This is a genomic window from Lactobacillus pasteurii DSM 23907 = CRBIP 24.76 (assembly GCF_000297025.1).
GTDB classification, from domain to species: domain Bacteria; phylum Bacillota; class Bacilli; order Lactobacillales; family Lactobacillaceae; genus Lactobacillus; species Lactobacillus pasteurii.
On record NZ_CAKD01000010.1, the window covers coordinates 25,115 to 37,870 of the forward strand.

Below are 12,756 nucleotides of genomic sequence, written 5' to 3' on the forward strand. Positions count from 1 at the left end.
CAAAACAAAAAGCCACTGAGGACTTTGAGAAGAGCTTAGCGACTTTTTGTTAATCATCTTGCCACCGTTTATAACGGATCCGTGTAAAGGGAGCTATTGGTAGTAGCTCTCTTTTTCTTTCTATCAGTATTATAGCAGTTTTCGATGAAAAAATTAAATATTCGACTTAAAGGAGAAAAAATATGAAAATTCTAGTTACAGGTTTTGATCCATTCGGTGGCGAGAAAATCAACCCAGCCATTGAAGCAGTCAAGCGTTTGCCAGACACAATTGTCGGTGCTGAAATCAAGAAGTTGGAAATTCCAACTGTTTTTGACAAGTCAGCCGAAGTTGTTCATCAAGCAATCGAAGAATTTCAACCAGATTATGTCCTAGACGTTGGTCAAGCTGGTGGTAGAGCAGAACTTACTCCTGAAAAAGTAGCGATCAATTTTGATGATGGTCGAATTGCTGACAACGATGGCTTCCAACCTTTGAACAGAACTATTCATGAAGATGGCCAAACTGCCTACTTTACTCAATTGCCAATTAAGGCAATGGTTAAGGCAATTAGGGATGCAGGTTTGCCAGCAAGAATCTCAACTACAGCAGGAACTTATGTCTGCAACCACATTATGTACCAAGTTCAATACATGCGCGATAAGGAATTTCCAAATATCAAGGCAGGCTTTATTCATATTCCTTACTTGCCATCCCAAGTTGTCGATAAGCCTGGCCAACCATCAATGAGTCTAGACGAGATTGTTAAAGGCTTGACTGCTGCTATTAAAGCAATCGTCAAATTTGATGGCAAAGATGATTTAGAAACAATCGAAGGATCAATTGCGTAAAAGATTTACTACTTTTTCAATAAAAGGTCACAAAATCTTCGCAAATGCCTCCTATACTATAGATAATCGATCAAAGGAAAAAGATCGATTAACAAATTTCTTTGGAAACAACAGTAAGTCAAATTTTTGACTTTTTTCATATACCATATAACTAAATTTCTTTATTCATATTCATTTATCCCAAACAGAAAATCAGCTAGAGTGGCTCCAAACTCTAGCTGATTTTTGTTTACAAAAATATTTATGTCAAGTTGATATTCTATGACTTTAAATGATTAACTAACCATCTTTTTAAATTTAAAAGCCGTAGAATGTCGATCTCAGCATTAACCAAAATCAATCTTGCTCAACTTGCTTTCAATCGTTTCGCGGTCAACTCCGATATATCTCAGGGTCATACTTTCGCTAGAGTGGTTGAGCAATTTCATTACTAAGCCAATATCATGCCCGCTCTGTTGGTAGACCCGATAGGCACCAGTCTTGCGCATGGTGTGTGTACCAAGATAGTTGATGCCGAGCATCTTGCCAACATCATCCATGATGTGCCAGTAGCGCTTGCCGTCGATATGTTTTTGCGGATGGCGGAAACTAGGGAAGAGCCATTGACTGGAGAAGACTTTCACGCGGGGATGCTCTTTTTGATATTGCTTGAGATAGTTGTAGTAGTCAGTTAAGTCTTTAGCAACCGGCATCAAGAAAAGGGTGTTGGGCTTGCCTGTTTTTTGGTCAAAGGTATAGGCATTGCGTTTGATTTCGCCGTTTTCCTCATAAACATCGGATTTCTTGAGGGCTAAGACATCGCTAACTCGAAGTAGAGTTGCCTTGCCCGTTTGAAAGATAGTGTAGTTGCGCATCCCATCTTCGGTTTGGTTCTTTAGCGCATCTTGAACTTCTTCCATAACGACTGAATCACGGATTGGTTTTACATTATGTATCTGTCTTTTTTTGCTTTGTTTTGCCATTTTTTGTACTTTCTAATTAAGCGTCTTATTTTATATTTTTTTAATTATAACGTTTAGGTTTATTCTAACACGAAGCTCTTTATCTAGTCAAAAATCCTATGATAATGGGCTTTTTGGTTATTTATTGTGATTTCTAGGCGTCATAATAGTGAAATGACGCTTAGAAGGATAAAAATATAAGCTATCAGTTCTGACTAAATAAAGAAAAATGTCTGATTTTATCAGGCGTTTTTTTATAATCCCGATTTTGTTTGTTAAAATGTGAATTTTAATCAACAAAATATGTTACAATAAATCTGTCTCCTAACAAGTATTTTTAACAATTCGAGGTATACAGATTTGGAAGAACAAAAATATTTAAAACTGATTGATAATGAATTGTCCAAGCTGCCAGACTATGTGCATGAATTTTACTTAAGCAACCACCATTCAGTTACAACTGCATATCAATATTTAACAGAAATCCGGCGCTTTTTCGATTGGTTAAGAAGCAGCAAAATTACTGATGCTAAGACCAATAAAGATATCTCACTGACTACGCTTGAGCAATTACGCCGTAATGACATCATGCTCTATATCGATTTTTTGGAACATCAAGTCAACAAACAAGGCAAACTCAACACACCAACGACGATCAATCGTTCAATCAATGCCTTAAGATCTTTATATCACTACTTGACGGTGGTTGCAGATAACAATGATGGTGAGCCATATTTCTACCGCAATGTCATGCTCAAGATTCAATCGCTCAAGAGCACAGAGACCTTGAACTACCGCGCTCATCAGATTGAGGCTCATATGCTAACCGGCGACTTGAAATATCAGTTCTTAGATTACATTGAAAAAGATTATGTAAAGTCACTCAACAACTATGGCAAGCACTACTTTGAGCAAAATAAAGAACGTGATTTAGCAATTATTGCCCTGCTACTTGCAACGGGAATACGCGTCTCAGAATGCGCTAATTCTAATTTGAACCAGCTTAATATCAAGGCCGCTAACCTTGACGTAATGCGCAAAGGTGGGCAAAAAGATACAGTGCCAATCGCCCAGTGGGCTCTACCCTACCTTTCTGATTATCTAGAAATCAGAAAGAATCGCTATCAACCAGAGGAAAATGAAAAAGCCCTCTTTTTGGCAAGAACGCGTGGCAAAATCAATCGAATTGCTTCTAATTCGATTGAAAACTTCGTTGGCAAATATTCTAAAGCCTTCGGCCACCCTCTTACGCCACATAAGTTGCGCCACACCTTGGCTTCTGAACTATATGCCGTGACCAAGGATCAAGTGCTAGTAGCCCAACAATTAGGGCAAAAAGGCACCTCTGCTACAGATCTATATACTCACGTTGATCAAAATAAGCAACGTGAAGCTTTGGCTACAGTAACAGAAAACTACGAAAAGTCTAAAGATAGACTGTCTTAAGCCTCTAAAAGTAATAATATTAATTTTATAAGATAATAATGCAGTAAGTTCAAAAATTATAGACACTGCGTTAAATTATTCATCTCCCGGTACAATTATTGCAGAATATTGGGATAAGCATGATACATACCCTAATAATGGTAGGATCAACTTTTAATAACTAAAATGAAAAAAGAAATATTCAAATTTTTTATAAGTCTTATCGTGTTAGTTGTAATCAGTTATATTTTGAACTTAATTTTTGCTAAACCGATATCTATTTTGCGAATCATACCTATTTATACAGCTGGATACTTAGCTTTTACTTTTGAAATGAGTAGTTCTATATCTAAGAAACTCAAGATTATAGTTAACAGCGTACTAACAATACTTACAATAGTTATAATCGTTAGTTATTTATTTTGGCTAAGCATTGTGGGTGATGACCCTTAAAGATTGAATTTGCAAACCAACTTCTGTATAATGACGAAAAAAAGGAGCTAGTGACTCGCACTCACTAACTCCAATCTTAACTTGTATATGACTGTGGGAAAGCTAATCTTTATGGTTAGCTTTTTTTGCTATAAAAACCAATTCCTAAAGCAGTTTGACATCCAGCTAGTTTTCACTTATCTTATAAAAAACACTCAAAGGGAAACTAACATGAACAATCAACTCGATCGCAAAACAGAAACGATTGATTATTATCGTCAAGAAGCTAGTGGATACTATGATATTAAACAAACCTTTCATAGCATATGTGTTATCGAATTTCTCGATAATACCCTAACAGAAGCTAATTTGATTATGAAAAATGAAAATATCGATCAGCCAGATTTATTAGATAAAGATGTGTACAAAATACGTATTACAACTAGAGATGCTGGTTGTAGAGAACTTACCCTAGACAAATGGCCGGACAAGGTAAAGCAGTTATTTAATAGATCAAGCGAGGATTTCGATGTATTTTTCGACCCACTCGAAAGTTTAGGAATAATAAAGAAGCGCCATATGGCGCTTCTTTTTATGGCAAATGCGTAATGCAAAAATTCTCGCGTTGAGACAATGTCTTGGTATCATTTTCTGCTACGCTGCGATAAAGCCGGTTAGCTACAACATCGGCTGTGCGTACCAAGGTAACCTTCGCCGAGTTGCAATAGCTAACTTCAATGCTGCGCAAGTTAGGAAACATTGGCGCAAAGAATTTGGAATAAGTCTCATTAAATCTGCCATCCTTAAATTCTTCTTCCAGTGTTTCCTTCAATTCATTTCTTTCATCTTTTGCTACCGAACGCTCATCTGCAAAGATATAGATAGCTGTAACCTTATTAGGGTTGATAGTTTTATTAAGAATCAGTTGTTCGAACTTTCTTTTTAAAGCGATTTTGTACGCATAGTCTAAGTATCTCCGCTTTGACTTTTTACTTTTAAAAATCTGCCCCAATATCCTTTGTTGGTGAATGATAACCCCAAACTTCTCTAAGTTATTCAAGGATCGGTAGATTTTGTTTCTAGTTGTTGGACTCAGCTTGGCAGCCTTCAATTCTTCGGTATCGTTTCGATCTTCCTTTTTGCGAATAATGCTTTCCACATGCCGATATTTTCTAGTGGCAATATCCTTTTCCTCACGTGAAAGAAAGAATACACCACCAAAAACGAAGACCTCATTGTGTACATTATCGAAAACTCCCGACTCATCTGAGTAAATAAATATTTCCATACTTGCCCCTAATCAAAAAAACCGCCCCCATGTAAGGGACGGCCCCGTGGCCGACGATATTACATATCGCTTAAACGTTAATTCGGTTGCACGAGTATACAGCTTTTTTTATTATTCTTACCTGCAATTTCATTTAATCAAATTTTGCAAGGGCTGTCAATTTCCTTGTCTATGTTAGAAAAAAGGCGCCTAATTAGGCGTCTTTTGATCATTATTAAAAGATTATTTTTCTTTAGCTACTTCTTCTTTGTAGAGCATATTATCGTAGCTATGAGCAAATGGCAAGTAAACGAAGAATGAAATTACTAAGATAATTGCTTGCCAGATAGCCACTTTCCAACCACCAATTAAGAAACCAGAAATTACAGGAGGAGTGGTCCAAGGAACTTGAACACCAGTTAGGTATGGTAGAATTCCAGCCTTGATCAAAAGGTAAGTTGAACCAGCAGATAGTGGTGGCATGATAAAGAATGGAATTGCTAAAAGTGGGTTCATAACGATTGGCAAACCAAACAATACTGGTTCGTTGATATTGAAGATTCCTGGTACTAAAGCCAATTTACCAATACTCTTCAATTGAGTTGATTTAGCAAAGAAAGTGATAAAGACAACTAATCCTAAAGTCATTCCAGCACCAGTTACGGTTGAGAATTGGTCAAACAAACCTTGGATAACGATGTGACCACCATGTGCAGCATCAACATAACCAAATTTCTTGAAGATTTCTGCATTTTCCAAGGCGTTGGCACCAAGAATAGGACCAGCGATACCACCAACCAGAGTTGAGCCGTGAACACCAAAGAACCAGAAAAATGGAACTAAAAGCGTCAAAAGCAAGATACCACCAAATGAGTCAGTTACACCTTGAAGTGGGGTTTGAATTGTGGCATAAATCCATTGAGTTAAAGTAGTGTGGGCTACTTTTTCAAAGAAGATATAGACAACTAACCAGCAAACTGTTAAAGCGGCAGCTGGAATCAAAGCAACAAATGAACCGGCAACTGCAGGTGGAACTTGTTCTGGTAACTTAATAGTGATCTTCTTCTTGATAAACCAAGAGTAAATCCAACCAGTAATCAAACCAACGATGATCGCTGCAATCATCCCCTGACCGCCAAGCCAAGTACGGTCAATGAAACCACCTAATAATGATGGAGCTTGCTGAGCAGAGATCACAGTCTTAGTTCCGTTCATAACTGCCGAAGTTGGGTTCATGATAATCAAAAATCCAACAAATGCAGTCATACCCGCAGGCAATGGATCGACTTGTTCATTTTTTGCCCAGGTATAAGCGATCCCGACTACTGCAAAGACAGCAACAATCCCAAACGATGCGTTATATGCTTGGTTCCAAAATGGAGTTAAGCCCATTTGATTCATCCAGTTAGCAACAACTGGCACTGGGAATGAAGCCATCAATAAGAATACTGAACCTACCATGATGAATGGCAATGATAGAACCATTCCGTCTTTCAAGGCAACGATTGCCTTGGTGTTGACGAATTTCATAATAGGAGGCAGTACTTTATTATTAATAAAATCTTTCATGATTTTGTCCCCTCTAAAACCTTTTTATTTAATTCACACCCTCATTTTATGGAAGCGGTTACTATTTTGCAATGCTTTTGACCGACTTTGGAATTTATCCGATCTTTTGGACTTTTATACCTTCCCTGGAACACTGTGTTCCATTATAATGAATATAGATCATTTTTATATTAGGAGAAAAATTATGGCTTTCTTTGGTTATAAAGACCTATCTTCTCTATCAGAAGTAGATTTAACAATTTATCGATATGTAGTTGATAATAGCGAAAAAGTTGTCTATATGCGTGTACGGGATATTGCCCAAAATGCTCATGTCTCTAGCTCTTCAGTCATGCGCTTTATCCATAAGATGAATTTTAGCAGTTTTTTGGAATTCAAAGCATACATCAAGAATGCCAATGCTGGTCACGATCCCAACCACCAGCTTAAATTCATTGACGACAACAATTTCCCTAAAGATATTAACAATAGTCTGCAGGTTGTCGCAGATATTATTTACGATAGCGACAATATTATTACCGTTGGTATGGGAGACTCGGCCTTTTTAGCAGAATATGCCGCTAGAAAAATGGCCTCTTTGGAGTTCAATACTACTGCTGTCTCTGATCCCTTCTATCCTTTGAAAGCAAAACTTAAAAACACCACTGATACAGCTTTGATTTGTTTTTCTGTTTCAGGAAATACGACAGAAATCATTGAATTACTCAATAGCTTCGTCAACAATGAAGACGTAACAATTATTTCCGTTACTAGCGATGAAACTAGTGCGATTGCCAAAATAAGTCAGCATATTTTGAATTATCATATCAAGCAACGACGCTTGCCTAATCAATATGACATGACCTCACAAATTCCCGCAATGTATATCATAGAAGAGCTGGTTAATATTTTAGCTGGTATGACCAACTAAGATTCGGAACAAGTTGTTCCAGACTTGGAATAAAATTCTTATTTTTCGAATAATACCTAAAACACTCCGTTAACTATGATTTTTGAAATCAATTACATATAATTTGATTGTAATTTGACTGTTAAAGGAGTTTTTCCGTATGAATAAAATTTTTAAAGATGGCTTTCTATGGGGCGGAGCAGTGGCAGCTCATCAACTAGAAGGCGGCTATCAAGAAGGCGGCAAAGGCCTTTCGATTGCTGATCTAATGACCTTGGGCGATAAAGATCATCCTCGTGAATTAACTGATACAATTGAAAAGGGCAAATACTATCCTAACCACAAGGCAATTGACTTCTACCACCATTATCCAGAAGATATTGCACTAATGGCAGAAATGGGTTTTAAAGCTTTTAGAACCTCAATTGCTTGGACTAGGATTTTCCCTAATGGCGATGAAACCAGGCCAAATGAGGAAGGGTTGAAGTTTTACGATAATTTATTTGATGAATGCTTGAAGTATGGAATCGAACCAGTCGTTACTCTTTCCCACTTTGAAATGCCTTATCATTTGGTAACTGAATATGGTGGCTGGTCCAACCGTAAGTTGATTGACCTATTTGCACGCTTTGCAACTGTTTGTTTTGAAAGATATCATGATAAGGTCAAGTATTGGATGACCTTTAACGAAATTAACAACCAAACCAACTACGACAGCGATGGATCTGTTTATGAAAATTCCGGCATCAAATTCAAAGATAGTGATGACCGTGAACAGATGATGTATCAAGCTGCCCATTATGAATTGGTTGCTAGTGCACAAGCCGTGCAGATTGGTCACGCAATTGATCCTTCATTGCAGATTGGCTGCATGTTGGCTGTTTGTCCAATCTACCCATTAACTTCTAAGCCTGAGGATATTTTATTTGCTAATAGAGCCATGGATACTCGTCTTTACTTCGGCGACGTTCATATCAATGGCGAATATCCTAACTGGCTAACAGCTTACTTTAAGAACAAGAATTATAATTTGGATATCACTGACAATGACTTGACCATTCTCAAAAATGGCACTGTTGATTATGTTGCTTTTTCTTACTACATGTCATTTGCAGTTCAATATCCTGGTCACATGAACTATCGCGAAAGTACTGATTTGGTCAAAAATCCGTATGTAGAAGCATCAGATTGGGGCTGGCAAATCGATCCTGTGGGCTTGCGCTATGCTATGAACTGGATGACGACTCGCTGGCACAAGCCACTCTTTATCGTTGAAAATGGCCTTGGCGCTTACGATAAGATGACCAAAGAGCATGAAATTCATGACGATTACCGAATTGAATATATGCGCAACCACATTGAACAAATGAAAAAAGCAGTTGACGAAGATGGCGTTGATTTGATGGGTTATTTGCCATGGGGATGCATTGATTTGGTCAGTGCAAGTACTGGCGAAATGAAGAAACGCTACGGCTTTATCTATGTTGATGAAGACGACTATGGCAATGGATCAATGCAGCGATACCGCAAAGATTCATTCTATTGGTACAAGAAAGTCATTGCCTCAAATGGTGAAGATCTAACAAATTAATTAATGCAAAAAGGGCTGATGAACTCTCATTGTGATATGAACCCCGAAATTCGGACATATCATTGATAATGTTCATCAGTCCTTTTCTATGTACTTTTTATTCAAAATCTTTTCTTCGATCGACAGTTAAACCTAATAAACTTGCAAGTACAACTGAAATTAGACCAAATACCGTCAAGTCCGCCTTATTCTGACGCTCGCCAGTATTAGGCAAGGTCGGAGCCTTGACAGATTTGCTTGCTAATTTAGCTGTAGAAGTTTCTTTTCGATCAGCTTTATTATTTGTCTTAGAATCTTTTTCGTCTTCCTTGGTAATCTTGCTAGTTTCTGTTTCCTCATTAGGAGTTGGAGTTTCTTCATTAGGCGTTGGATTATCAGGAATTGTTGGCGTTTGAGGCGTTGGTTCTTCCGGAGTAGTCGGCTTCTCAGGCTCAGTTGGTTTTTCTGGTTCAGGCGGAACATTGTTCCACTTGTTGGTAATAACTAGTTCAGAATTTTCAGCTTCGGCATCCTTTTCTTCAACATCCCCATCTTGAATCCAATCTGCCTTGCCATCCTTGTCCACGTCAATCATCTGTTCAACAAATGAATATTTGATTCCAATTGGCAGATCCGTCAATGTGTAAGTCCAGTTGTTTTCCTTAGTAAGCTCAAAGCTAGTCACCTTGAACTTCTCACCGTCAACTGTCGCAAAGACATCGATTACTACGGCTTCTGGAGTAGCTTTATTTTGATCAGCCCAAACTTTTTTTATTTCAATCTGTCTAGTCTTCTCATCATTTGGATTAAAGTTACTGTAAACTCCACCGTTAGTTCCAATACCACCACCATAAGTAGCACTATTGCCAAAAATATGTACGGAAGCTAATTTCTTAGCCAAAGCCTTCGCTGAATCCGACAAGTGACTCTTCAAACCGGCATCAAACAATTCTTCCGAACCGCCTAATTTTTGACCATACATCCTATCCCGATCGTGTGTCCAATTGGCATCCCCACCACCTAACGAACGATTTTGGACATTAAGCTTAACTTTTATTTTGGGATCTAGTTCTTCATGATAAAAATCATCACCAAGAATTTCAGCAGTATTATCAAACACCGCCCAACCATTAGTTACATTGATTACAGTACTTCCTGTTGGGCAAGCCCAAATACCTCCGCCTGACCCCATGATGAAGCTTGGATCGATTGCTCCTGGCAACAAGGATTTGGCGGTATTTTCATAAATTGCTGCGTTAGACATATTCAGATTATAGAGAACATCTGAAACATAGATGCCTCCACCTTGTGAGTAGGCAGTGTTATTAGAAATAGTCGCTTTCTTAATTTCAACTCCATCTGTGTTGATGTAAATTCCCCCACCAATATCCGCTGAAGTATTGTTATCAATTGTTGCCCCATCAATGACCACATGAGTCAAATTAGTCTTATCTACGCCATATTCTACTGCGTCAACTGGATCTTCAGCGATTGCTATACCCCCGCCACAGCGAGTTCCACCAATCGAAGTAAAGGAATTTTCTAATTTTTTAGCTCCAATAAACCCAACTTTGTTATTAGCGATCAAAGTATCATGATCAATGACTACATCGGCAGCACTAGCGATGGTAATTCCTCCACCACTAATAGCCCCAGTATTATTAATAATCTTAGCTCCGTGAATATTAACATGTGCCTTAACATCTTGAGCATACGAGGCAGTCATAATATTGTAGCGACCACCAATCATAATTGCACCATAGTAACCACCGATATTATTTTCGAAAGTGGTCCCCGTGATATTGACCTCGCCACCACGACTAATTGCCAAAGCCCCAGCTGCCATCGGTACGCCCGGATCTGATTTATTCGGTTGACCATATACATCGTTAATTTTGCCAAACTGCACTGAGTTATCTTTGAATACAACATCAGGTCCAATATTACCCGTCACCTTGTAGTTTTCTGTAGGATCAACGTAATACGTTATTCCAGCAGCATAGTTGTATTCTTGCAGAAAGTAGGGTATGGTACCGAATATGACATTATCTCTAATTTGTGTATGACCTTCTAAATCAAGATTAGCATCCTTACCAGTAACTAAGATCGTTCCACCTGGCTCGTAAGCAAACAGCTTGCCACCACCAGCTGTAAAGAGATCGTAGACATCGACATTGTTGAACTTGGCTTGGCCATTGACGACAATAGCTGCTTCTGGACTTTTTTCATTGACCCAAGTGATCCAGCCTTTTTCATCAGGTTTATTGATTGCAGTTAGATCAGTCTGCGGATTTTCTCTTTGCGGACGAGTAATCGCTAAACCAATCTCTCCACTCGCTTCATCGTAGCTGCCTTCTAGAACCAGCTTGGCGCCTTCATGAATAAACCACTGATCGCCTAGATAGATCGTTCTTTTTTCTTGATCATTGCTGATGTGAATGTTTTGACCAGATAAAATTTCTACCGTCGTATTGCCTAGATCAATGTCGCCAGTCAATCGTAATTTAGTTTCGCTGCCATCCTTTTTGGCATTAGCTAGTGCCTGGATGAAACTATCTGCATCCCCTATATCGATGAAATCATTCACTAAAGGCGCTGGTGCAGCCTTGGATTTGACCTTTTGAATTTTATCAGTGGCTGACGAATTGCTTATTTCTGCTTCAGCAGTAGTTTCTGGCTCAACTTCAAGTGGGCCGTCTTTATTGCTGGTCACAGTTTCAGTAGTTGATGCTATAACTGAATTTTCTGTTTCCAACTTTGGATCAGAATTAGCTACTTCACTAGCAGTAGTTTCTTCAGTAACAACTTCCGCTTTCTTTTCAAGAGCATCATCTTCAGCCGGCTTAGTCTCTTCACTGACAATGGTGGTTTCTGGCGTAACTTGATCAGCTTGAACTATCGACCCAGTCCCTAAGTAAAATACAGTTGCAATCATCACTGACGCTGCTCCAATCGACAGTTTTCGAATCGAGAAGCGATGATATTGATCTAAATTCTTTGGAAAATTCATAACCCTACCTACTTTCTATACATCACAAAAATGCTTTGCCCAAAATAGATATGTTAATTTTTCCGACTAAAATGTTAACCCTTACATTGTAATTTTATCATATAATGTGAATATATCCGCTTGTAACGCTCAGCTACCAAAGGAAATCAATCAGCAATTTATCAACTTGAATATTTTCATGCAATTGGCTGTGCTGTTCCTTTCTGCCATGGATTTCATGCTCTATATATCCCTTAGCATTAGGCATAACTAGATAGCGTAAACTTCTAGCAGAATTGACTGCAACTGGTCCGTCAGAATTACTGTCATCGTCTTTATTACCAAAAATATTCATTACTAAAGACTTAGGATATATTTCCTTAATTGGTAATAATTGACGATAAGTCTCATCTAACTTGCTTGGCTTACCTGACTTTGACAAGGGCGATTCAGAAACCTTAGAGATTCCACAAATTCCATTGAAGTGCCCCGCAATATCGACTTGTTTGTTGACTTGTGGGAAGTTTTTACGGTTGTGATAGTTCTTAATCATAAACATAATCGACATATTGCCCATTGAATGGCCGACTAAGTTTACTTTGCCATGCTTATCAACAATGGCTGTCAGAATGCTCGCATTAATTGAACGACTAGCTGAGCGGACCATTTGCTTTTCTGCATTGATGCTTGATCCCCATCCATGGAAAAAGAAAGTCGGTGTTTCTATCTTTGGCCGGCTAGAAGTAGTGTCTTTATTACTGCATGCAACTAAAAAGCAAGCTGCAACTAGGACTAATAGCAATAAATTTAGTTTTTTCATCTTCGTAATAATCCTCCCCTTTTC

At 38.3% G+C, this 12,756-nt stretch carries 10 protein-coding genes; 5 read left to right on the forward strand and 5 right to left on the reverse strand.

Annotation, left to right across the window (positions count from 1 at the left end; genetic code table 11):
- Positions 1-182: 182 nt before the first annotated feature.
- Positions 183-830, forward strand: coding sequence for a pyroglutamyl-peptidase I (pcp, locus tag BN53_RS02100; protein WP_009559245.1), 648 nt, complete (start codon positions 183-185; stop codon positions 828-830).
- Between the two features lie 326 nt (positions 831-1,156).
- Here the strand turns inward: pcp and BN53_RS02105 are convergent, their stop codons facing one another.
- Positions 1,157-1,792 (reverse strand): tyrosine-type recombinase/integrase, encoded by a 636-nt coding sequence (locus tag BN53_RS02105; protein ID WP_009559246.1) that lies wholly within the window; start codon positions 1,790-1,792, stop codon positions 1,157-1,159.
- A 339-nt stretch (positions 1,793-2,131) separates the two neighbouring features.
- Between BN53_RS02105 and xerS the strand changes: the two genes are divergently transcribed.
- A complete protein-coding gene (gene xerS / locus BN53_RS02110) occupies positions 2,132-3,217 on the forward strand; it encodes a tyrosine recombinase XerS (protein WP_009559247.1) in 1,086 nt (361 codons plus the stop codon).
- Between the two features lie 642 nt (positions 3,218-3,859).
- Positions 3,860-4,237 carry a hypothetical protein gene (locus BN53_RS02120; RefSeq protein WP_009559248.1) on the forward strand — a complete coding sequence of 126 codons (378 nt, stop codon included), beginning with the start codon at positions 3,860-3,862 and terminating at the stop codon, positions 4,235-4,237.
- Here the strand turns inward: BN53_RS02120 and BN53_RS02125 are convergent.
- Together BN53_RS02125 and BN53_RS02130 are read right to left on the reverse strand one after the other, a co-directional pair.
- On the reverse strand, positions 4,221-4,916 hold the full coding sequence (locus tag BN53_RS02125) for a DUF3800 domain-containing protein (protein ID WP_009559249.1): 696 nt from the start codon (positions 4,914-4,916) through the stop codon (positions 4,221-4,223). The two genes, BN53_RS02120 and BN53_RS02125, sit on opposite strands and share 17 nt — an antisense overlap.
- A gap of 222 nt (positions 4,917-5,138) precedes the next feature.
- Complete coding sequence (locus tag BN53_RS02130) at positions 5,139-6,464, reverse strand: PTS sugar transporter subunit IIC (protein ID WP_009559250.1); 1,326 nt, start codon at positions 6,462-6,464, stop codon at positions 5,139-5,141.
- Between the two features lie 184 nt (positions 6,465-6,648).
- On the opposite strand from BN53_RS02130, the gene BN53_RS02135 reads away from it, so the two are divergent.
- Both BN53_RS02135 and BN53_RS02140 read left to right on the forward strand, forming a co-directional pair.
- Entirely contained in the window at positions 6,649-7,374 is a 726-nt protein-coding gene (locus BN53_RS02135) for a MurR/RpiR family transcriptional regulator (protein WP_009559251.1), read from the forward strand.
- A gap of 139 nt (positions 7,375-7,513) precedes the next feature.
- Positions 7,514-8,944, forward strand: a complete 1,431-nt coding sequence (locus tag BN53_RS02140) for a 6-phospho-beta-glucosidase (RefSeq protein ID WP_009559252.1) — start codon at positions 7,514-7,516, stop codon at positions 8,942-8,944.
- Positions 8,945-9,041: 97 nt separating this feature from the next.
- Here BN53_RS02140 and BN53_RS02145 read toward each other — a convergent pair whose 3' ends face one another.
- On the reverse strand, positions 9,042-11,933 hold the full coding sequence (locus BN53_RS02145; protein ID WP_009559253.1) for a YSIRK-type signal peptide-containing protein: 2,892 nt from the start codon (positions 11,931-11,933) through the stop codon (positions 9,042-9,044).
- A gap of 133 nt (positions 11,934-12,066) precedes the next feature.
- A complete protein-coding gene (locus BN53_RS02150; RefSeq protein WP_009559254.1) occupies positions 12,067-12,732 on the reverse strand; it encodes an alpha/beta hydrolase in 666 nt (221 codons plus the stop codon).
- Between the last annotated feature and the right edge of the window lie 24 nt (positions 12,733-12,756).

What these genes read in the sequence shown, in the direction of transcription:
- BN53_RS02125 (WP_009559249.1), bottom strand. Translation starts at nt 4,916, where the DNA reads ATGGAAATATTTATTTACTCAGATGAGTCGGGAGTTTTCGATAATGTA.
- BN53_RS02140 (WP_009559252.1), top strand. Translation starts at nt 7,514, where the DNA reads ATGAATAAAATTTTTAAAGATGGCTTTCTATGGGGCGGAGCAGTGGCA.
- pcp (WP_009559245.1), top strand. Translation starts at nt 183, where the DNA reads ATGAAAATTCTAGTTACAGGTTTTGATCCATTCGGTGGCGAGAAAATC.
- BN53_RS02130 (WP_009559250.1), bottom strand. Translation starts at nt 6,464, where the DNA reads ATGAAAGATTTTATTAATAATAAAGTACTGCCTCCTATTATGAAATTC.
- BN53_RS02135 (WP_009559251.1), top strand. Translation starts at nt 6,649, where the DNA reads ATGGCTTTCTTTGGTTATAAAGACCTATCTTCTCTATCAGAAGTAGAT.
- BN53_RS02150 (WP_009559254.1), bottom strand. Translation starts at nt 12,732, where the DNA reads ATGAAAAAACTAAATTTATTGCTATTAGTCCTAGTTGCAGCTTGCTTT.
- BN53_RS02145 (WP_009559253.1), bottom strand. Translation starts at nt 11,933, where the DNA reads ATGAATTTTCCAAAGAATTTAGATCAATATCATCGCTTCTCGATTCGA.
- BN53_RS02120 (WP_009559248.1), top strand. Translation starts at nt 3,860, where the DNA reads ATGAACAATCAACTCGATCGCAAAACAGAAACGATTGATTATTATCGT.
- BN53_RS02105 (WP_009559246.1), bottom strand. Translation starts at nt 1,792, where the DNA reads ATGGCAAAACAAAGCAAAAAAAGACAGATACATAATGTAAAACCAATC.